This window comes from Lysobacter sp. S4-A87 (assembly GCF_022637455.1).
Taxonomy (GTDB): domain Bacteria; phylum Pseudomonadota; class Gammaproteobacteria; order Xanthomonadales; family Xanthomonadaceae; genus Lysobacter_J.
The window spans coordinates 2,851,926-2,873,489 of the sequence record NZ_CP093341.1; the positions used below are offsets into that span (position 1 = coordinate 2,851,926).

Annotated in this window: 17 protein-coding genes; 8 read left to right on the plus strand and 9 right to left on the minus strand. The window is 68.6% G+C overall.

Annotation, left to right across the window (positions count from 1 at the left end; all coding sequences use genetic code 11):
- Positions 1 to 41: 41 nt before the first annotated feature.
- The 4 genes from MNR01_RS12785 to MNR01_RS12800 are packed head-to-tail and all read right to left on the minus strand — an operon-like array spanning position 42 to position 6,221.
- Positions 42 to 3,218 (minus strand): CusA/CzcA family heavy metal efflux RND transporter, encoded by a 3,177-nt coding sequence (locus MNR01_RS12785; protein ID WP_241918160.1) that lies wholly within the window; start codon positions 3,216 to 3,218, stop codon positions 42 to 44.
- 10 nt (positions 3,219 to 3,228) lie between these two features.
- Positions 3,229 to 4,506: an efflux RND transporter periplasmic adaptor subunit gene (locus MNR01_RS12790; RefSeq protein ID WP_241918161.1), complete on the minus strand. Its 1,278-nt coding sequence runs from the start codon at positions 4,504 to 4,506 to the stop codon at positions 3,229 to 3,231.
- Positions 4,503 to 5,795, minus strand: coding sequence for a TolC family protein (locus MNR01_RS12795; protein ID WP_241918162.1), 1,293 nt, complete (start codon positions 5,793 to 5,795; stop codon positions 4,503 to 4,505). The genes MNR01_RS12790 and MNR01_RS12795 overlap by 4 nt, the downstream gene beginning before the upstream one ends.
- A 54-nt stretch (positions 5,796 to 5,849) precedes the next feature.
- Positions 5,850 to 6,221, minus strand: a complete 372-nt coding sequence (locus tag MNR01_RS12800) for a hypothetical protein (RefSeq protein ID WP_241918163.1) — start codon at positions 6,219 to 6,221, stop codon at positions 5,850 to 5,852.
- A gap of 171 nt (positions 6,222 to 6,392) precedes the next feature.
- On the opposite strand from MNR01_RS12800, the gene MNR01_RS12805 reads away from it, so the two are divergent.
- From MNR01_RS12805 to hemC, 3 genes are all read left to right on the plus strand, one after another.
- Positions 6,393 to 7,091, plus strand: coding sequence for an alpha/beta hydrolase (locus tag MNR01_RS12805; protein WP_241918164.1), 699 nt, complete (start codon positions 6,393 to 6,395; stop codon positions 7,089 to 7,091).
- An 82-nt stretch (positions 7,092 to 7,173) separates the two neighbouring features.
- Positions 7,174 to 7,911, plus strand: a complete 738-nt coding sequence (locus tag MNR01_RS12810; protein WP_241918165.1) for a LytTR family DNA-binding domain-containing protein — start codon at positions 7,174 to 7,176, stop codon at positions 7,909 to 7,911.
- 51 nt (positions 7,912 to 7,962) lie between these two features.
- Complete coding sequence (gene hemC, locus MNR01_RS12815) at positions 7,963 to 8,877, plus strand: hydroxymethylbilane synthase (protein ID WP_241918166.1); 915 nt, start codon at positions 7,963 to 7,965, stop codon at positions 8,875 to 8,877.
- A 22-nt stretch (positions 8,878 to 8,899) separates the two neighbouring features.
- Here the strand turns inward: hemC and MNR01_RS12820 are convergent, their stop codons facing one another.
- From MNR01_RS12820 to MNR01_RS12840, 5 genes are all read right to left on the minus strand, one after another.
- Positions 8,900 to 9,550, minus strand: coding sequence for a DUF481 domain-containing protein (locus MNR01_RS12820; protein WP_241918167.1), 651 nt, complete (start codon positions 9,548 to 9,550; stop codon positions 8,900 to 8,902).
- A gap of 97 nt (positions 9,551 to 9,647) precedes the next feature.
- The gene (locus MNR01_RS12825) at positions 9,648 to 10,646 is read right to left on the minus strand and encodes a DmsC/YnfH family molybdoenzyme membrane anchor subunit (RefSeq protein ID WP_241918168.1); all 999 of its coding nucleotides are present in this window, start codon (positions 10,644 to 10,646) and stop codon (positions 9,648 to 9,650) included.
- A gap of 27 nt (positions 10,647 to 10,673) precedes the next feature.
- Positions 10,674 to 11,459, minus strand: coding sequence for a 4Fe-4S dicluster domain-containing protein (locus MNR01_RS12830; protein ID WP_305852237.1), 786 nt, complete (start codon positions 11,457 to 11,459; stop codon positions 10,674 to 10,676).
- Entirely contained in the window at positions 11,456 to 11,674 is a 219-nt protein-coding gene (locus tag MNR01_RS12835) for a hypothetical protein (protein ID WP_241918169.1), read from the minus strand. The genes MNR01_RS12830 and MNR01_RS12835 overlap by 4 nt, the downstream gene beginning before the upstream one ends.
- The gene (locus MNR01_RS12840; RefSeq protein ID WP_241918170.1) at positions 11,671 to 14,670 is read right to left on the minus strand and encodes a molybdopterin oxidoreductase family protein; all 3,000 of its coding nucleotides are present in this window, start codon (positions 14,668 to 14,670) and stop codon (positions 11,671 to 11,673) included. Before MNR01_RS12840 ends, MNR01_RS12835 begins: the two co-directional genes overlap by 4 nt.
- A 419-nt stretch (positions 14,671 to 15,089) precedes the next feature.
- Between MNR01_RS12840 and MNR01_RS12845 the strand changes: the two genes are divergently transcribed.
- The 5 genes from MNR01_RS12845 (at position 15,090) to MNR01_RS12865 (ending at position 21,527) form a co-directional block, all read left to right on the plus strand.
- A complete protein-coding gene (locus MNR01_RS12845) occupies positions 15,090 to 16,058 on the plus strand; it encodes a YafY family protein (protein ID WP_241918171.1) in 969 nt (322 codons plus the stop codon).
- A 68-nt stretch (positions 16,059 to 16,126) separates the two neighbouring features.
- Positions 16,127 to 16,489 carry a hypothetical protein gene (locus tag MNR01_RS12850; RefSeq protein WP_241918172.1) on the plus strand — a complete coding sequence of 121 codons (363 nt, stop codon included), beginning with the start codon at positions 16,127 to 16,129 and terminating at the stop codon, positions 16,487 to 16,489.
- Between the two features lie 177 nt (positions 16,490 to 16,666).
- Complete coding sequence (locus MNR01_RS12855; protein WP_241918173.1) at positions 16,667 to 18,823, plus strand: prolyl oligopeptidase family serine peptidase; 2,157 nt, start codon at positions 16,667 to 16,669, stop codon at positions 18,821 to 18,823.
- A gap of 31 nt (positions 18,824 to 18,854) precedes the next feature.
- Positions 18,855 to 20,987, plus strand: a complete 2,133-nt coding sequence (locus MNR01_RS12860; protein WP_241918174.1) for a S9 family peptidase — start codon at positions 18,855 to 18,857, stop codon at positions 20,985 to 20,987.
- A gap of 111 nt (positions 20,988 to 21,098) precedes the next feature.
- Positions 21,099 to 21,527 (plus strand): YbaN family protein, encoded by a 429-nt coding sequence (locus MNR01_RS12865; protein ID WP_241918175.1) that lies wholly within the window; start codon positions 21,099 to 21,101, stop codon positions 21,525 to 21,527.
- The last annotated feature ends 37 nt before the right edge of the window (positions 21,528 to 21,564 follow it).

The window sequence follows — 21,564 nt, forward strand, 5'->3', positions numbered from 1 at the left end:
GTGTTGCAGGAGCCAGCGGGCCGGCTCCTGCAACTGGATGGTCAGGCGTGATCGTTGCCGTTGTCCTTCCGGTGCAGCCAGCGATACAGCACCGGCAGCACCAGCAAGGTCAACAGCGTCGACGACACGATGCCGCCGATCACCACGGTCGCCAGCGGCCGCTGGACCTCGGCGCCGGCGCCCTGGTTGAACGCCATCGGCACGAAGCCCAGCGACGCCACCAGCGCGGTCATCAGCACCGGCCGCAGCCGTCCCAGCGCGCCGTCGACAATCGCCACGTCGAGACAAGCACCCTGTTCGCGCAGCTTGCGGATGAAGGCGATCATCACCAGTCCGTTGAGCACGGCCACACCCGACAGCGCGATGAAGCCGACGCCGGCGGAGATCGACAGCGCAATCCCGCGCAGGGCCAGCGCCACCACGCCGCCGGTCAGCGCCAGCGGGACGCCGCTGAACACGATCGCGGCGTCGCGCACCGAGCCCAGTGACCAGAACAGCAAGGCGAAGATGATCGCCAGCGTCACCGGCACCACCACCGACAGTCGCTGGCTGGCCGAGATCAGCTGTTCGAACGTGCCGCCGTAGTCGATCCAGTAACCGCTGGGCATCTCGACCTGGGCGCCGACACGCTCGCGCAGCTCGGCGACGAAGCCGCCCAGGTCGCGACCGCGCACGTTCGCCGTCACCACCACGCGGCGCTTGCCGTTCTCGCGATTGATCTGGTTGGGGCCGAGCCGGGTTTCGATGGTCGCGACCTCGCGCAGCGGCACGGTGCGCGGCGTGCCGGCGGTCCAGCTGCCGGCCAGGCTGGACTCGTCGGTGTCGCCGGAGTCCCGCTTGAGCGGAATCGGCAGGTCGGCCAATGCCGCCGGGTCCTGACGCAGCCGTTCCGGCAGGCGCACGACGATGTCGAAACGGCGGTCGCCTTCGAACAGCTGTCCGGCCACTTCGCCGCCGACCGCAGTGGCCAGCGTCGCCTGCACGTCGCCGGGGTTGAGGCCGTAACGCACCAGCGCCTGGCGATCGGGAACCACCGTCAGCAGCGGCAGGCCGGTGGCCTGTTCGAGCTTGACGTCGGCCGCGCCCGCCACCGACCGGGTCACTTCTTCTATCCGCCTGCCGACCTCGACCAGCGTCTCGAGGTCGTCGCCGTACACCTTCACCGCGACGTCGGCGCGAACGCCCGAGATCAACTCGTTCATGCGCATCTGGATCGGCTGGGTGAACTCGTAGTTGTTGCCGGGCAGGCTGCGCGCCGCCGCCTCGAACTCGGCGAGCAGCGTTGCCTTGGGCTTGCCCGGGTCGGGCCAGTCCTCGCGCGGCTTGAGCATCACGAACGTGTCGGTCACCGACGGCGGCATCGGGTCGTTGGCGATTTCGGCAGTGCCAATCTTGCTGAAGACGCGCTCGACCTCGGGCAGCGAGCCCAGCGTGCGTTCCAGCGTGGTCTGCATCGCCACCGCCTGGGTCAGGCTGGTGCCGGGGATGCGCATCGCATGGATGGTCAGGTCGCCTTCGTCGAGGTTGGGGATGAACTCGGTGCCCAGCCGCGTCGCCAGTACGCCGCAGCCCACCACCAGCGTGACCGCGGTGCCCAGTGCCCAGGCGCGGTGACGAAGCGTCCATGCCAGCAGCGGCGCATAGCGACGGCTGCACCACTGCATCACCCGGTTGTCCTTCTCCTCGACGCGACCGCCGAGGAACAGCGCGATCGCCGCCGGCACGAAGGTCAGCGACAGCAGCATCGCTCCGCTCAGCGCCAGCACCACGGTGATCGCCATCGGATGGAACATCTTTCCCTCGATACCGGTGAGGGCGAAGATCGGCAGGTAAACCGCGGTGATGATGCCGACGCCGAACAGGCTGGGCCTTATCACCTCGGCAGTGGCCTTGGCGGTCAGTTCGAAGCGCTCTTCCTTCTCCAGCGTGCGGCCCAGCGCATGCTGCATCTCGCCGAAGCGGCGCAGGCAGTTCTCGATGATGATCACCGCGCCGTCGACGATCAGGCCGAAATCGAGCGCGCCCAGGCTCATCAGGTTGCCCGACACGCCACCGCGGACCATGCCCCACACCGTGAACAGCATCGCCAGCGGGATCACGGCGGCGGTGATCAGCGCCGCGCGGAAGTTGCCGAGCAGCAGGAACAGCACGACCACGACCAGCAACGCACCTTCGGCCAGGTTCCTGGCGACCGTGGCGATGGTGCGGTCGACCAGCGCGGTCCGGTCGTAGACCGCCGTGGCTTCGACCCCCGGCGGCAGGCTGGCATTGACCTGTTGCAGTCGTGCGGCGCTGGCCTGGGCGACCTCGCGGCTGTTGGCACCGACCAGCATGAATACCGTGCCGAGCACGACTTCGCGGCCGTCCTGGGTGGCCGCGCCGTTCCGCAGTTCCGGACCCTCGCCCACGCTGGCGACATCGCGCACGCGGATCGGCACGCCGTCGCGGCGGTCGAGCACGATCTCGCCGATCGCGGCGATGTCGGCCACCTGGCCCGGCACCCGCACCAGGAACTGCTGGCCATTGCGCTCGATGTAGCCGGCGCCGATGTTCTGGTTGTTGGCGGCGACAGCGGCGACGAGGTCGCGCAGGCTGAAACCGAGCGCCACCATCCGCGCCGGCTCCGGCGTGATGTGGATCTGCCGGGCATGGCCGCCGATCGTGTTGACCTCGGTCACCCCCGGCGTGTTGCGCAGCTGCGGCCGCACCACCCAGTCCTGCAGCGTGCGCAGATCGGTCGCATTCCACGGCGTGCCATCGGGCTTGCGTGCCTCCGGGTTGGCCTCGACCGTGTACATGAAGATCTCGCCCAGGCCGGTGGCGATCGGCCCCATCTCCGGCTCGATCCCCGATGGCAGTTGCGAGCGCGCCTGCTGCAGCCGTTCGGCGACCTGCTGGCGGGCGAAGTACAGATCGGTGCCGTCCTTGAAGACCACCGTGACCTGCGACAGGCCGTAGCGCGACAGCGAGCGGGTGTAGTCGAGCCCGGGCAGGCCGGCCATCGCCGTCTCGATCGGGAAGGTGATGCGCTGCTCCGATTCCAGCGGCGAGTAGCCGGTGGCCTCGGCGTTGATCTGCACCTGGACATTGGTGATGTCCGGCGTGGCGTCGATGGGAAGTTGCCGGAAGCTCCATGTCCCCAGCACGACCAGCGCCAGGGTGAGCACGAGCATCAGCCAGCGATGGCCAATGGCGAAGCGGATGATTCTCTCGAGCATGTCGGCGTCCTCAGTGATCGTGCGAGGCGCCGGACTTTTCGATGTCCGCCTTGATGAGGTAACTCTGCTCGACCACGACCTGGTCGCCGGGCTTCAACCCGGACAGCACTTCCACGCGTTGTCCGTCGCGCTTGCCCAGCTCCAGCGGACGCACCTCGAAGGTGTCGCCGACACGAACGAACACCACCTCCCAGTCGCGGAAGGTCTGCAGCGCCGACAGCGGCACCACCAGTGCCGCCGGCTGCTGGGCGACGGTGATGCGCGCCTGCACGGCCGAACCCGGGCGCCACAGGCCGTCGACGTTGTCGAGGGTGGCGCGGGCAACGGTGCTCTGGCTGGCCGTGGCGGTGTTGGGCAGGACGCGCTCGAGTTGCGTGTCGATGCTGACGCCATCGCTGAGGCGGGTGACCCGGACCGGCACGCCCGGGCGGATGTGCTGGGCGTCGGCGCCGAAGATGTGCAGGTCCACCCACAGCTTCGAAAGGTCGGCGATTTCGAACAACGCCGCGCCTTCGGCGGCGACATCACCGACCGCGGCATTGCGCGCCAGCACGACGCCGTCGATGGGCGAGGTGACGGTGTAGGTGGTCAGGCTGAGGTTGCTTTCGATCGTCGCCAGCGGCTGCCCGGCACGGACGCGATCGCCGAGGTTGGCACGCAGCGAGCGGACCGGGCCGGGAAAGCGCGCGGCCACGTTCGCCTCGCGCCCTTCGACCGGGGTCAGCAGGCCTTGCACCTCGTGTTCGTCGGCGATCACGCCCGCCGCTGCAGGCGCGACCCGGATCCCGGAGGACTGCGCGGTCGCCGCCGGAAAGCGGGTGCGGCCTTCGTAGCTGGGGTAACTCCAGCGCAATGGCTTGCCTTCGATGTTGGCCAGCACCTCGACATCGAACGAATGCGGTTCGGCGACGATGCCGGTGGCGACCAGGCTGCCGTCGGGTCGTGGCGTGAGGGTGTGGCGCTCGCTGGCGCCACCGAGTCGCCGCAACCGCACTTCGACCGTGCCGGCCGTGGCCGGCAGTGGCGCGTCGCCGCGGTACAGCCAGGCCTGGTAGCGCGGCGGCATGCCCGCCTCGGCAATGGCCAGCTCGACGCGGAAGCCGGACTGCTCGAGCAGGCGACCGCCATGGACTCCCTTGCGGACCGCCTCGGCCTGGTCGTGCTCGTCGCCGGCTTCATGCGCATGCCCGGTTCCGGTGGGGTCATCGCCGCCGCCGCCGCAGGCGGAAAGGATCAGCGCCAGCACAGGTGCGAGCGCCAGTGCGCCGAATTTCGCAAACGTGTTCATGGGGTCTGGCCTCGTGCAGGAGTGGCGGCAACGACGAGTGGTTCGCCGGTGAGTCGCTGGATTTCGATCAGCGCGCGCTGTGCCGACAGCGCGGCATCGAGTTGCTGGCGACGCGCGGCGGTGGCTTCGGATTGCAGCTGCGCAAGTTCGAGGTAGCTGATGGCGCCGGCGGCGAATGCGCGCTCGGCCGCGGCCTGGGCGCGCGCCAGCTTGGGCAGCACGTCGTCGCTCAGGCGCAGCACTTCCAGTTGCGCCACGCGGTAGCGGCCGTGTGCTTCGACCAGGGTCGAGTACAGCGCCAGCCCCAGCGCCTCGCGTTCGACTTCGTTGACGGCCAGTTCGGCTTCGGCGGCGCGTATCTGCGGCTGCGCCCGGCGGCCGCTGGCCAACGGCAGCGAGATGCCGCCGATCAGCGCGACGTCATTGTCCTCGTTGAAGCCACGCAGGCCGGCCTGCCATTGCAGGTCTGGCGCGGCCTGCGCGCGGGCCAGTTGCAGGCGCGCTTCGCCGATGCGGCGCTGGTCGGCGAAGCGGGCAAGTTCCGGCGTGCTCTGCAGGAGCTGCGCGAGTGCCGCGAAATCGGCGATCTCGGGCAAAGCCAGCAGGTCGCCGCCGGCGACTTCGAAGTCGGGCTCGCGCTCGCCCCACAGCGCGGCCAGGTGCTGGCGTGCGGCCGCCTGTTCCTGCGTGGTGCGGCGTTGGTCGAGTTCGGCGCGGGCGAGCGCGGCCTGTGCGGTCAGTACGACCGACTCCGGCGAGGCGCCGGCCTGCAGCCGCCGTTGCGCGGCGGCGACGGTGCGGCGTCGCTGCGCGATGTCGTCGTTGGCGACCTGCAATTGCGGGCCGGTGGCGACGACGGCGAGATAGCGCCGCGCCGTTTCCGCCAGCAGGTCCAGGCGGGCGGCTTCGCGCTCGACGCCGAGCGCATCGATGCGGCTTTGCGCGAGCGCGCGACGGGCATCGCGCTTGCCGCCGCGTTCCAGCACCGAGGCCAGCGTCAGCGTCAGTTCGGCGCGGTCGAGGCCGCTGTAGCCGTTGCTGCCGAGCACGTTCTCGAGTTCGGCGCCGGCGACGAGCGCCGGGCCCTGTGCGGCGATGTCGCGTTCGGCGGCGAGCACGTCGCTGCGGGCACCGGCCAGGCGCAGGTCGGGGTGGATGGAGGAAGGTGCCTGGGGCCCGACGACGCGGGCGAACGCGTCATCCAGGGTCAGGCGGTCGCCGGCCTGTGCGGGCAGGGCCGCAGCAAGCACGACGACCAACGCGGCATGGGCCGCGAGTCGCGAATACATGGGGAACGCTCCGATGAAAGGGGGAACGGAAAGCCGGCACGGGGGCCGGACCGGTCACACCGCGATCGGAGGACGGAACGGAGCAGTCAGGCGCGTTGGCGCGAAGGCAACCGACAGCGTTGCCACCGGCGAAGTGGTCGCCGCGGCGGGAAGATCGAACTGCATGCGCGGCAGTACTGCCGCCTGCTGGCCACAGCAGTGCGTCAGGTGCCAGTGGTCATCGTCGTGGCCGGCCTTGCCGTCGTCCGGCGCGGGCGCGCCATCGTGGAGGGCGGGCGCATGCCCGTGCGCGCCGGCAGCGGCATGCTCGGTGAGCTCGTGCACTTCCTCGGCGAACGCCAGTGCCGGCTTCAGCACGAAGCTGGCCAGCAGCATGCCGAGCAGCATCAGGCGCAGTGCAGCGGCGAGGGCGGAAGGCGAGAGCATGGCGGCAAGCCTACGCGCCGACGGCTGCGATACACAATTTCGTTAGTGGCGGGGTTGGCACGCCGGCTTTGCCCGGAAGGCCGCCTGCCTTGGCCCGCGAGGCCGGATGGCAACGGCGGCGCTTGCGCGCAGGGCATGGCAGGGCAACCCCGCAGCGGCGACAATGCCGACATGGATTCCACCGCCCCCCTGCTCGAAACGGTCGAGCACGAAACCGCCCCTTCGCCGACCTGGACCGTGCTGTGGTTGCACGGACTGGGTGCCGACGGCCATGACTTCGCCCCGATCGTTCCCGAGCTGGTACGCCGCGACTGGCCGGCACTGCGCTTCGTGTTCCCGCATGCGCCGGTGCGCCCGGTCACGATCAACAACGGCATGCGCATGCGTGCCTGGTACGACATCGTCAGCTTCGACTTCGACGCACTGGCCGCCGGCAAGCGCGCTGACGAAGCCGGCGTGACCGAGTCGGTGGCCCAGGTCGAAGCCCTGATCGCCCGCGAAATCGCCCGCGGCATCGCGCCCGAGCGCATCGTCCTGATCGGCTTCTCGCAGGGCGGCGCGATCGCCCTGGCCTCGGCCCTGGGCCGCGAAACGCCCCTGGCCGGCATTGCCGGACTGTCGACCTACCTGCCGCTGGGGCAGCTGCAGGCGAAGGCAAAGCTGCGCCCGCCGGCGTTGTCGCAGCCGGTGTTCATGGCCCACGGCCAGTTCGATCCGGTGGTGCCGGCGGTGGTCGGCCAGATGGGTGCCGCGACCATGAAGGACCTCGGCTTCACCCTGGAATGGCACGACTACCCGATGGCCCACCAGGTCTGCGCCGAGGAGATCCAGGCCCTGGGCGACTGGCTGGATAAGCGATTTGCGGGCTGAGTCGCATCTGCCCGATTGGTAGCGGGCGCTGGCGGGGGCTACCATCAGTCCCGAGGCAGTGCCCACCGGGTAGAGGCGCCAAATGAGGATAGTGATCGCCGACGACGAGCCGCTGGCGCGCGAGCGCCTGCGGGGACTATTGGCCGAACAGCGCGGCGTTGAAGTCGTCGCCGAAGCGGCCGATGGCCAGCATGCGCTGCATGCCTGCGCCGAACACCATCCCGACCTGGTGCTGCTGGACATCGCGATGCCGGGCATCGACGGCCTCGAGACGGCGCGCCACCTGGCTGCATTCGAGCCACGCCCGGCGGTGGTCTTCTGCACTGCCTACGACGCGCATGCACTGTCGGCATTCGAGGCCGAGGCGATCGATTACCTGGTCAAGCCGGTGCGCGCCGAACGCCTGGCCGCGGCACTGGAGCGCGTACGTACCTTTGCCGCCGGACGCGATCGCACCACGCCCGCTTCCGGCGCCGGCATCGGCCAGCGCCGCAGCCACCTGTGTGCGCGCCTGCGCGGCAGCCTGCGCCTGATCCCGATCGAGGACGTGCATTACCTGCAGGCCGAAGAGAAGTACGTGGTCGTGCACCACGCCCGCGGCGAAGACCTGATCGAAGAGTCGCTGAAGTCGCTCGAGGACGAGTTCGGCGAGCGCTTCGTCCGCATCCATCGCAACTGCCTGGTCGCACGCCACGAAATCGTCGAACTGCGGCGTGCCGCCGACGGCCACGTGCAGGCGGTGCTGCGCCACGGCAAGCAGCCGCTGGAAGTCAGCCGGCGCTGCGTGGCGGGGCTGAAGGAAACGCTCAAGCACCTGTAAACGTCATCCCGGCCGGCACCGGGAGGGCGGGATGGCTGCGATAATGCCCGCATGACCACGCTCCGCATCGCCACCCGCAAGAGCCCGCTCGCCCTCTGGCAGAGCGAGCACGTCGCCGATCGCCTCCGCGCCACCCACCCCGCCCTGACCGTGACCCTGGTGCCGATGAGCACCCGCGGCGACGAAGTGCTCGACCGCTCGCTGGCGGCCATCGGCGGCAAGGGCCTGTTCCTCAAGGAGCTGGAGCTGGCGATGCTGCGCGGCGAAGCCGACTGCGCCGTGCACTCGCTCAAGGACGTGCCGATGGAGCTGGAGCCGGGCTTCGCCCTGCCGGCGATCCTGGCGCGCGCCGACTATGCCGACGCCTTCGTCAGCAACCACTTCGCCGACATCGCCGCGCTGCCGCAGGGCGCGCGCGTGGGCACCTCATCGTTGCGCCGCCAGGCGCAGCTGCGCGCGCTGCGTCCCGACGTGCAGCTGCTCGACCTGCGCGGCAACGTCAACACGCGCCTGGCCAAGCTCGACGGCGGCGAATACGACGCCATCGTGCTGGCCTGCGCCGGCCTGCAGCGCCTGGGCTTCGATGACCGCATCCGCGGTCGCCTCCAGGCCCCGGACTGGCTGCCGGCGCCGGCGCAGGGCGCGGTGGCGATCGAGTGCCGCGACGACGACGTCGCCACCCGCGAGCTGTGTGCGCTGCTGGACGACAGCGTCACGCGCACCTGTGCCGAGGCCGAGCGGGCGATGAACCGCGCCCTGCATGGCAGTTGCCACGTGCCGGTGGCGGCGTACGCGCAGCTTCATGGCGAGCACCTGTATCTGGCCGGTCTCGTCGGCTCGGCCGCCGACGGTCGCGTCGTGCGCGCACAGGGCGAAGGCCGCGGCGATGCGCCCGAATGCCTGGGTCTGGAAGTCGCGCAGATGCTGCTGGAGCAGGGCGCCGGCGAGTTCATCGCGGCTGCGTAATTGCTGGTGTCGGCGAACGGCGTCAGAACCTGCGCCGCAGCTCCAGCTTGCTCTCGGCCGTCTCGCTGCCGCCGCCATTCTGCGTGTCGTGGCGGATCGCGAAGTCGCTTTCCAGCGACCAGTTCGACCACAGCTCCACGTCCAGGCTCAGCGACTGCTTGACGAAGGCCTCGCCGCGTCCGCTTTCGAACTGCACGCGCTGCGTCCATTGCGCGCGCTCACCGATCTTCTGGCCGAAATTGAGTTCGCCGCGCAGCACCGGGCCGGCCTGGTTGATGCCGTCGTCGTACAGCGGCGCCAGGCGGTAGCCGGCACCCAGGGTGAGGCCCAGCTGCGTCGGACCGTCGCGCATCGCCTGCACGCCGTAGCGCGTGCCGATGCGGAAATCATTGGAATACGAGCTGCGGCTTTCGCGCGGCGTGGCCGGCGCGCTGAGTTGCGCATAGCGCTGGCTGCCGGGCAGGCGCAGCGTCTTCGCGCGTGCCGTGGTCGATGGCACGGTCGGGGTCGGGGATGTCGCCAGCTGCCATTCCTCGTCGCCGCAGCGCGTGGAAAAGCAGTACAGCCGCATCTGCGCCGGATCACTCGCAATGGCGATCAGCGTCGGGTCGCCATTCAACGCTGGCGAGGGCAGGGTGAGGATGGCGCCGCCCAGCAGGGCGACTCCGAGCACACCAAGCATGGTCGGAAGTGGCAGTGGTGGAGGGTCCGAATGATGCAGTGAAACCGGTTACAGGTCCACCCGACAGCGCGCAAAGTGCTGATTGCGTTCAGTAATAGAGCGTGACCAGGTGCCGCGCCTGGGCAAAAAACAGCCAGCGTTCGACGAATGCGCCGATCAGTGCCGACAGCGCCGCCAGCGGCATCGCCACCAGCCCGGAGCCGGGAAACGCCCATGTCAGGACCGCTGCGACCACCGGTATCAGACCGAACAGTGTCAACGCGATTGCCCGCAGCTTGTTCGCGTGTTTGCGCGCAACGACGAAGCCCATCTCGCGGGTCAGGTAGTTCTGCTCGCTGTGAGGACGCTCGAACACGCTGACCTCGCGCCCGGGCAACCCGACCGCATCGCCACGCGTCGCCGGCATGCCCTGGCCGTCGATATCGCGCCAGTAGCGCAGCTTGATCGCGACCAGGACAACGCTGACGACCGCGAGCACCAGCGCAAACGGTGTCGCCGTGTGCGGCACCAGGCCCGATGCCTGCGTGGCTGCGATGGCGGCACCGACGATTGCCAGGCCGCCCTGCACGGCGAAGCCGAGGTACGCCGGGACGACCAGCGCGTGCTGCCACGCCGGAATCGGCTTGAGCGAGGCGTAGATCATCGCGGTACAACCAACCGTAAGCAGCGCCAGCACGGCAGTGGCCCCGCCCAGCACGGCAGCCGACATGGCGAACGCATTGGCTTCGCGCTCGCTGCCGAGCCATGCAGCCAGTGTCAGCACGACCAGTGCCGCAGCCGGCACGTACGTAGCCAGCGCCAGCACGCCTTCGCGCGACAGCCATGAAGTGCGCCACTGCGAAAACGCACGCCACGCGCGCATCGGCTTGCCCAGGTGGAACGTCGAGCTGAGCAGGCCCACGGTGACCAGGCCCAGCGCCAGCAGCAGCGCGGCGACCAGCAACGGCAGCATCGACGTCGCCGGTTCGTTGTCGCCCACCAGCAATTGCGTGCGCGGGCTGACGAGCATCGCGCCGAGCAGGGCGAGCACGCCGTAACCGGCGCCGGACAGCGTGGTGAAGAAGATGACGGACAGGGCAGGATGCATGTTCAGTTCACTTCAGGCGGCCGGCATTCATCGCGACAGCACGCGATCGACCCAGCGCAGCAGCGGCGACAACGCAGCAGAGTCGAGCGTTTCGGGCGCTTCGGCCGGAGCCTGCGTCGCAGCCGGTTGCGCGTCGCCTGCGCGCCGCGGCCGCGGCGGCAGGTACTTGTTGACCGGCTGGTAGCCCAGCTGCGGCAGCAGATCCACGCCGCCGCGTTCGGCCACCAGTCGGGACACCTTCGACTCCGGATCGCCGAGGTCGCCGAAATGGCGGGCACGGGTCGGGCAGGCCTGCACGCAGGCAGGCTGGCGTTCGGCTTCGTCCAGGTTCTCGTTGTAGATGCGGTCGATGCACAGCGTGCATTTCTTCATCACGCCTTCGACCGGGCTGTATTCGCGCGCGCCGTAGGGGCAGGCCCACGAGCACAGCTTGCAGCCGATGCATTTGTCCTCGTCCACCAGGACGATGCCGTCCTCGGCGCGCTTGAAGCTGGCGCCGGTCGGGCAGACAGTGACGCAGGCCGGCTGTTCGCAATGCAGGCACGAGCGCGGGAAATGCAGGGTCATGGCCGGCAGCGGCGTGGCGCTGCCACAGGTGCCGGCTTCAGTCGCTTCCACTTCGTAGCTGTGGACACGGTTGAACCAGACCCCGGTCGGATCCTTGCCGTAGGGCTGCTCGTCGGTCAGTGGTGCGGAGAAACCGCCGGTGTTCCATTCCTTGCAGCTCACCGCGCAGGCGTGGCAGCCGACGCAGGTGTCGAGGTCGATCACCAGCCCCATCTTCTTCATCGATGGCGGCGGCAGGCCGGTCATCGCGGACTGTCCTTCAGCAACAGCCACACGCCGACCGCGAACAGCGCGATCGAGAAGGTCGTGCTGGGCAGCAGGCCCATCAGCGTCGGCAACATCGAGGTGGAACCGGTCGGGGTGATGAACGGAAGTTCGAATGCGCCGAAGCCGAGCAGCACCACCAGCACGAAGCTGAGCAGGATGCAGGTCCAGCCGGCCAGGTAGCGCACTACTTTCATCGCGACGATTTCCTGCGGAATTGCGCGCCGTAGCGCAGCGGTTGATCGTTGGCCTGGCCGAGCTCGAGCGGCGGGAACTGCGGCTGGCTTTCGGTGCTCTCGTCGGCCACCGAAGCGTTGGCGGCCTTGGCGATCCGCACGCGCAGATCGAACCAGGCCGCCTGCCCGGTCACCGGGTCGGCGTTGGCATAGTCGCCGCGCGGCGTGATGTCGGAGATCAGATGATTGAGCAGGAAACCCTGCCGCCCTTCCGGCGCATCCTTGCCCAGCCGCCAGGCGCCGCGTCGCTTGCCGATGGCGTTCCACGTCCAGACCGTGTCGGGCTGCACGTTGGCGGCGAACTTGGCCTGCACGGTGATCGTGCCGTTGTGCGAAGTCACATCGATCCAGTCCTCGTCGCCGATGCCATGGCGCGCGCCGGTATCGGGATGCATGTAGAGCCAGTTGCGCGCGGCGATCTGGCGCAACCACGCATTCTGCGAACCCCAGGCGTGGTACATGAACATCGGGCGTTGCGTGACCGCACTCAACGGAAACGCGTGCAATCCATTGGCCCCCTCCCCCTCAAGGGGGCGAGCGCTTGCGGACCACTGGTCCGCGCTCGACCGAACGCCCGCAGGCTGCGCCGGAGGGCCGGACGGGTCGGGGAGGGGATGGGTTCCAGCCGCCGCACCCCGCGAAGTCTGCTCCCCCTCAAACGGCTCAAACCAGATCGGCAACGGATCAAAGTAGGTAGCCACCCGCTCGCGATGCTCCTGCGGCGGCTGCAAAGCCCCGTGCCCCTGCGCCGCCAGCCTGAACTTCTGCAACGTCTCCGAATAAAGCTGCAACACGATCGGTTCGGCATGGCCGATGAAACCCATGCGCTGCGCCCAGTCCAGGTAGCCGCGATTGGCCATCTTGAAGTAGCGCGCATCCTCGGGCACTTCGCTGCGCCAGAACCCGCCGTTGTCGATGTAACGCTGCAACTGGTCCGGATTGGGCGGTCCCTTGGCTTCCAGCTCGCCATCGGCGCCGCGCCAACCGGCGAGCAGGCCGACGCCCGGCGCGCGCTCGTGGCGGGTGATGTAGTCGGCGTAGTCGCGGTACTTCGCCGAGCCGTCCTCGTTGACCAGCCCGGGCAGTCCGATCCGCGCGCCCAGCTCGATCAGCACCGACTGGAACCCGCGCACGTCGCGCCCGGGGCTCTGCTCGGCGGCATCGAGGACGGGGTGGCGGATCGCATCGGCGGCGCCGTCGGCATCGGAGATCGGCCGATCGAGCAGGCTGATCGCGTCGAAACGCTCCAGGTAGGTCGTGTCGGGCAGCACCAGGTCGGCATAGGCGACCATTTCCGACGCATAGGCATCGGCGTAGATGATGCGCGGGATGCGGTACTCGCCCGACTCGTCCCTGTCGGTGAGCCACTGCATGGTCTGCGTGGTGTTCATCGCCGAGTTCCAGCTCATGTTGGCCATGAACATCATCAGCGTGTCGATCCGGTACGGGTCGCCGGCCCAGGCATTGCGGATGACGGTGTGCATCATGCCGTGCGCCGACAGCGGATAGGCCCACGAGAACGCATGGTCGATGCGACGCGGTTGCCCGTCAGCGTCGACGACCAGGTCTTCGGGTGCGTGCACGAAGCCGAGCGGCGCCGCATCGAGCACGCCATTGTCCTGGCGGCGCTTGCCGGGCCGGTTCGGCGGCGGAATGGGCTTGGGGAACGGCGGCTGGTAGCGGAACGAGCCCGGCGTGTCGACCGCGCCCAGCAGCAGCTGCAGCAGGTGCAGCGCGCGGCAGGTATGGAAGCCGTTGCTGTGCGCGCTGATGCCGCGCATCGCATGCATCGCCACCGGACGTCCGCGCATGGTCGCGTGCTCGCGTCCCCAGGCATCCGTCCAGGCGATGGGCAGTTCGATGGCGTGGTCGAACGCCGCTTCGGCCAGCTCGCGCGCGATGCGGCGGATGGTGTCGGCGGGAATGCCGCAACGCTCGCTGACCGCGTCGGGCGAATACTGCGGGTCGAGGTAGCGCTCGGCGACCAGGTGGAAGACCGGAACGGCGCGACGACCATCGGCCAGGACGAACTCGCCGACCACGGCCGGCGACACGCCGACATCGCTGGCATTCGCCGGGCCCGCGGCCTGGCAATCCCAGCACAGCGCATCGCCGTCGTCATTGCGGGCGAACAGCCCGTCATCGGAGCCGCCGGGATTGCGCACCACCAGCCAGTGCGCATTGGTGTAGCGCACCAGGTAATCGAGGTCGATGCGATCGGCCTTGAGCAGCTCATGGGCGAGGGCGAAAGCGAACAGGCCGTCGGTGCCGGGACGGATGCCGATCCATTCGTCGGCAATCGCCCCGTAGCCCGAGCGCACTGGATTCACCGCGACTATCTTGGCGCCGCGTCCCTTCAGCTGGCCCAGGCCGAGCTTGATCGGATTGGAATCGTGGTCTTCGGCCACGCCCCACATCATCAGGTAGCGCGTGTGCTCCCAGTCGGGCTCGCCGAACTCCCAGAAGCTGCCACCTAGCGTGTACAGCCCGCCGGCGGCCATGTTCACCGAGCAGAATCCACCGTGCGCGGCGTAGTTGACCGTTCCGAACTGCTGCGCCCACCAGCCGGTCAGGGCCTGCGACTGGTCGCGGCCGGTGAAGAACGCCAGCTCGTCGGGATTGCGCGCGCGGATCGGCGCCAGCCACGAGCTGGCGATCTCCAGCGCCTCGTCCCACTCGATCTCGCGGAACTCACCGCTGCCGCGCTCGCCCACGCGCAGCAGCGGCTTGTCCAGCCGCGCCGGCGAGTAGTGCTGCATGATCCCGGCCGAACCCTTGGCGCACAGCACGCCGCGGTTGACCGGATGCTCCGGGTTGCCCTGGATGTAGCGGATCTGTCCGTCGCGCAGCCACACCTTGATGCCGCAACGGCACGCGCACATGTAGCACGTGGTGGTCCTGACCTCGTCGGCGGTCCGGGGTGACAGATCGATGGCTGGCTCAACGGGCGCGCGCATCCTGGCATTGTGCCTGCGACGCCGCGGGCAAGCGACCGGGCATGCAGGCGGACCGACGCTAGCCGCTCAAAGTCGGCACAGGCCCTTCTCGAATCGAGTGGTTGCTGCAATGCCGCACCGTCACCGGCGAGCCGGTGGTCTCGTGGCAAGCGCCCGCGCCAGCGCCGGGCATGACCATTGGCAGCACCGCTTCCCGCCGCGAACCCCGGGGGCGGATCCATTGCGACCCTGCCGCTCCTGCGCCCGTCGCCAGACGGCGGTTAAGCAACAGTTATCGAAATTAACCGGCGCCAGCGACCCGCCAGCGGCGCCAGCGCGCTGGCGCCGACCTTGACCGCAGACCCAGTCGTCGAGGTTCGTGCTGGCGGCGGATGCGCCGGCAGTGCGATCCTTGCGGCTGTTTCCCTGCCGTCACGCCCATGGAACGCATCGAACGCATCCACTCCCTGCACCGAATCCTCAGCGCCTCGCGCTACCCGGTCACGGTGCAGCGTCTGCAGGAGGACCTGGAGTGTTCGCGTGCCACGGTCTACCGCGACCTGGCCTACCTGCGCGACTACCTGATGGCACCGGTGGTAGGCAACGGTGAAGCCGGCTTCCGCTACGACCACAGCGAAGGCGAGCGCTTCGAACTGCCCGGCCTGTGGCTCAGCTCGGAAGAGCTGCATTCGCTGCTGGCCGCGCAGCAATTGCTGATCCGCAGCGGCGGTGGCGTGCTGTCGAATGCGCTGGCGCCGTTGCAGCACCGCATCGAGAAGCTGCTGGACGAACACGCTGGCGGCCGTCGTGTACCGGTCGAGCGCGTGCGGGTGATCCCGCACCGCACCCGCAAGCTCGATGAAACTTCGTTCCGGATCGTCGCCACCGCCGTGCTCGACCGCAAGCAGCTGAGCTTCGAATACCGCGCGCGCTCCACCGACGAGCAGACCCGGCGCCTGGTGTCGCCGCAGCGCCTCACCCATTACCGCGAGAACTGGTACCTGGACGCCTGGGACCACAACCGCGAAGCGCTGCGCAGCTTTGCCGTCGACCGCATCAGCGCGGCCAAGCTCGGCGAGCAGCCGGCACAGGACGTGGCCGACGAGCAGCTCGACAGCCACCTGGCCTCCAGCTACGGCATCTTCTCGGGCACGCCCAAGGGCTGGGCAACGATCCTCTTCAGCCCGAAGGCCGCGCGCTGGGTGGCCGACGAGCACTGGCATTCGCAGCAGCAGGGGCGCTTCCTGCCCGACGGCCGTTACGAGCTGAAGGTGCCGTACAGCGCCGGGCGCGAGCTGCTCATGGACGTGATGCACTACGGCAGCGATGCCGAGATCGTCGAACCGCCGGTGCTGCGCGAACAGGCGCGCGCGTTGTTGCAGCTGGCGCTGTCGAACTACGACCGCTGACCCGCACAGTCGCAACCCCTGAGACCCCGCCCCAGCACGCTCGCTCCATCCACCCAGGAGCCAGCGCCATGAACCTGCCCCGCCAAGACCGGTTTCTTCCCGAAGCGAGCCACACGGACGCAGCCGCATCCGGCCCTGACGCCGAAACGATCGGCCCCGGCCTGGACGACCTGCTGCGCCACGCCGTCGCCATCGGCGCGGTGCTGGTGCTGCTGCTCCCGGCCGCGCGTGGTTTCAGCGACACCTTCGGCTGGATGCCGCTGTGGCTGCTGGTGATGCCGCTGTGTGCCTGGTGGGCGCTGCATCGCTTCCGCCTGCCGGCCAACGAGCGCGACACGCAAGCCCAGCCGCGCCCGCGCCGTCGCATCGGCGAGCAGGCCCGCCGCCGCCGCCCGGCCAGTCCGCGCCGGAAGCACTCGCAAGCCGCCTGAGGGGGCGCAAAGGGCGGGGCCTGGCGGTCCGGGCGGCACCGCCGCCGTTGGCTTTCGGCACGGTGTCGGCCGCGGGCGCTGTGCTAGCGTTTGGCGTGATTGGTCGCAGCGCCCCCGGCGCCGGCGCCACGCCAAACCCCGCCAACGAAACCCCGCCAAAGAAGCCACGGATCGCCCATGCCGACGCTGACGCAGGCCTGTCGTACCTTGTTGATCACCGCAGGACTTGCCGCCTCGTCGGCCGTGGGCGCCGCCCCCAAGGAATCCCCCAACGTGTCCGAAGACCCTTATGCCTGGCTCGAGGATGTCCAGGGCGAGCGCGCGCTGACCTGGGTCAAGCAGCACAACGCCCAGTCCGAGGCCGAGCTGACGACCACGCCGCAGTTCAAGCAGCTTGAGTCCGACATCCGCGCCATCCTCGACTCCGACGCCAAGATCCCGGGCGTGGAGAAGATCGGCGACCACTACTACAACTTCTGGAAGGACAAGCAGCACGAGCGCGGCCTGTGGCGCCGCACCACGCTGGCCGAGTACCGCAAGGACAAGCCGGCGTGGGAGACCATCATCGACCTCGACGCCCTGAACAAGGCCGAAGGCGAGAACTGGGTCTGGCACGGTGCCGATTGCCTCAAGCCCAAGCTCCAAGGCGAAGATCCTGAGCGCTGCCTGATCGCGCTTTCGCGCGGCGGCGCCGATGCCGACGTCACCCGCGAGTTCGACCTGGCGACGAATACCTGGGTCGAAGGCGGCTTCTTCCGTCCCGAGGCCAAGGGCGGCCTGCAGTGGATCGATCGCGACACGGTGTATGCCTTCACCGACTTTGGCCCCGCTTCGAACGGCGCGTCCTCGATGACCAGCTCCGGCTACCCGCGCATCGTCAAGGAATGGAAGCGCGGCACGCCGCTGGAGCAGGCGCGCATGGTCTACGAAGGCCAGGCGAACGACATGTACATCGCCGCCAGCCACGATCACACCCCGGGCTTCCCCCGCGATTTCGTCAGCCGCACGCTGGCCTTCTACAACGACGAGCTCTACCTGCGCGATGCCGACGACAAGCTGCACAAGGTCGACGCGCCGAACTCGGCCAACAAGTCGGTCCACCGCGAGTGGCTGCTGCTGGAACTGCGTGATCCCTACAGCGCGGGAGGCCAGACCTACCCGGCCGGCAGCCTGATCGCCACGCGCTTCGACGATTTCATGGCCGGCAAGCGCGACTTCACCGTGCTGTTCGCGCCGAGCGAGAGCACGTCGCTGGCCGGCTTCAGCTGGACCCGCCACCACCTCGTGCTCAACGTCCTCGACGACGTCAAGAATCGCCTGAGCGTGCTCACGCCCGGCGACAAGGCCTGGAAGCACAGCGAGTTCACCGGCGCGCCGGGCTTCGGCACGCTCGCGGTCTCGGCGGTCGACGAGGACGACAGCGATGCGGTCTGGCTGACCGCCACCGATTACCTCACCCCGACCACGCTGTCGCTGGCGCAGGTGGGTGAGCGGCCCGGTGAGCGGCCTGAAGTGCTCAAGACCATGCCGGTGTTCTTCGACGGCGCCAACAACCTGATCGAGCAGCATTTCGCCACCTCCAGGGACGGCACCCGCGTGCCGTACTTCCTGGTGCGACCAAAGAACCTCAAGCTCGACGGCAAGGCGCCGACCCTGCTGTACGGCTACGGCGGCTTCGAGATCTCGCTGACACCGGCCTATTCGGGCAGCGTCGGCAAGGGCTGGCTCGAGAAGGGCGGCGTGTACGCCGTGGCCAACATCCGTGGCGGTGGCGAGTACGGCCCGCGCTGGCACCAGGCCGCGCTAAAGGCCAACCGCCACAAGGCCTACGAGGACTTCGCCGCGGTCGCCCAGGACCTGGTCGCGCGCAGGATCACCTCGAAGGAGCACCTGGGCATCCAGGGCGGCAGCAACGGCGGCCTGCTCACCGGCAACATGCTGACCCAGTATCCGGAGCTGTTCGGCGCGGTCGTGGTACAGGTGCCGCTGCTCGACATGAAGCGCTACAGCCACCTGCTGGCCGGTGCCTCGTGGATGGCCGAATACGGCGATCCCGACACCGCTGACTGGGACTACATCCGTACCTTCTCGCCGTACCACCTGTTCGATGCCAGGCGCGAGTACCCGCCGGTGATCTTCATGACCTCCACCCGCGACGACCGCGTCCATCCGGGCCATGCCCGCAAGATGGCGGCGAAGATGCTGGAGGCGAAGAAGGACGTGCGCTACTACGAGAACATCGAAGGCGGCCACGGCGGTTCTGCCAACAATGCCCAGGCGGCGCACATGAGCGCGCTGGCGTTTACCTTCCTGTGGAATGAGTTGAGCCCCTGAGGCCTTGCCCGAGCGAAAACGGACCCAATCTATGAACCCGACCTCCATCCTGCTTTCGGCCGTCCTCATGACCCTCGCCACCCCCACGGTCGCCGCGACCGCCGCCATCCCGCCCGATGCCACCAAGAAGCCGCACGTGGTCAAGGCGCCGCACGGCGCGCAGCGCAACGACGAGTACTACTGGCTGCGCGACGACAAGCGCAAGAATCCGGAGATGCTGGCGTACCTCAATGCCGAAAACGCCTACGCCGACGCGCTGATGGCGCCGCTCAAGCCGCTGGAGAACAAGCTGTACGAGGAAATCGTCAGCCGCATCAAGCAGGACGACAGCTCGGTGCCGTACCGCGAGCGCGGCTATCACTACTACAGCCGCTTCGAGACCGGCCAGGACTACCCGATCCATGCCCGCCGCAGCGGCAACATGGAGGCGCCGGAACAGGTCCTGCTCGACGTCAACGTGATGGCCCAGGGCAAGGACTACTTCAGCGTCGGCGACTGGGAAGTCAGCCAGGACAACCAGATCCTGGCCTGGGCCGACGACGCGGTCGGCCGTCGCCAGTACACCATCCGCTTCAAGAACCTCGCCACGGGCGAGGTCTACGCCGACGAGATTCCCGGCGTGTCGCCGAACCTGGTATGGGCGGATGACAACAAGACCCTGTTCTACGTCGAGAACGATCCGGAAACCCTGCTGACCGTGCGCGTGAAGAAGCACGTGCTCGGCACGCCCGCGTCGAAGGACGTGCTGGTGTACGAGGAGAAGGACGACAGCTTCTACATGGGCATCGACCGCTCGCGCGACGACAAGTACATCTGCATTGGCGTGGAGAGCACCGTGTCGAGCGAGATGCGCTGCGCACCGGCCGCCAACCCGGACAAGTTCGTGGTGCTGGCCCCGCGCGAGCGCGACGTCGAGTACCAGGCCGACCACCTCGACGGCCGCTGGGTGATCCGCACCAATGCCGACGGCGCCGCCAACTTCAAGCTCGTCACCGCGCCCAGCGATGCGACCTCGCGCAAGCAGTGGACAGACTGGGTGCCTCACCGCGAGGACGTCTTTGTCGAAGGCTTCGAGCTGTTCGACGGCTTCACCGTCGTGGCCGAGCGTTCCGATGGCCTCGAGCGCCTGCGCCTGCTCAAGAAGGACGGCAAGGAAGAGTTCGTCAAGGCCGACGAGCCGGCCTACGCGATGGGCCTGTCGGTCAACTCCGAGCACGACACGCCGTGGCTGCGCTACAGCTATACCTCGCTGACCACGCCCGGCACCACGTACGAAGTCAACGTCGAAACCGGCGAGCGCAAGCTGCTCAAGCGCGATCCGGTGCTGGGCTACGACCCGGAGAAGTACGTGACCGAGCGCGTCTGGGCCACCGCCCGCGACGGCGTCAAGGTGCCGGTGTCGCTGGTCTACAAGAAGGGCTTCGAGAAGAACGGCAAGGCGGCGATGCTGCAGTACGCCTATGGCAGCTACGGCAGCTCGACCGATCCGCGCTTCAACGGCCCGGTGGTGAGCCTGCTCGACCGCGGCATGGTCTATGCGATCGCGCACATCCGCGGCGGCCAGGAGATGGGCCGCAAGTGGTACGACGACGGCAAGCTGTTCCACAAGAAGAACACCTTCACCGACTTCATCGACGTCACCGACGACCTGGTCAAGCAGGGCTATGCGGCCAAGGACCGCGTCGCGGCGTACGGCGGCAGCGCCGGCGGCCTGCTGATGGGGGCGATCGGCAACATGGCGCCGGGCCATTACCGCGTGATCCTGTCGCAGGTGCCGTTCGTCGACGTGGTCACGACCATGCTCGATCCGACCATCCCGCTGACCACCAACGAATACGACGAGTGGGGCAACCCGGAGAAGAAGGAGTACTACGACTACATGCTGTCGTACTCGCCCTACGACAACCTGTCGAAGCAGGCCTATCCGGCGATGTTCGTCGGCACCGGCCTGTGGGATTCGCAGGTGCAGTACTGGGAGCCGGCCAAGTACATCGCGCGCCTGCGCGACCTCGATGCCGGCACGCAGCCGATCGTGTTCCGCACCAACATGGATGCCGGCCACGGCGGCAAGTCGGGACGCTTCCGCCGCTACCGCGAGCTGTCGGAGATGTACGCGTTCATGCTCGACCAGCTCGGCCTGGCCGAGGCGGCCGCGCGCCAGTAACCGAACCCGGAAGGGTCGTCGTTCCCGCGCAGGCGGGAACCCATGGACGTACAAGCCCGGAAGCAACGTCCATCGATCCCCGCCTGCGCGGGGATGACGAACCAGAACCAGATGTCCCTGCCACCGTCGAAACCGCCCGTGCCCGGGCCCGTCAAAATCCCGCCCAGCCGCTGGCGTTGGGCCTGGTGGCTGCTGGCCTATGCCAGCCTCGGCCTGGGCGTGATCGGGATCGTGGTGCCCGGGCTGCCCACGGTGCCGTTCGTGCTGCTGTCGGCCTTCGCCGCCGCGCGCGGCTCGCAGCGCCTGCACGACTGGCTGCTGGCGCACCCGCAGTTCGGCCCGATGATCCGCGACTGGCAGGCGCACGGCGCGGTCAGCCGCCGCGCCAAGTGGCTGGCGGTGTCGATGATGGCCGCCTGCGCGGTGATCATGTTCCTGACCGCGTCACGCTGGTGGATGGCGGCCACCGGGACGGCGATCATGACGGTCGTCGCGATCTGGCTGTGGGCGCGACCGGAACCGACGCGGCCGCCGCACTGACCGCGCCGCAAGGCCACGTCGAATCGTTCATCGCAGC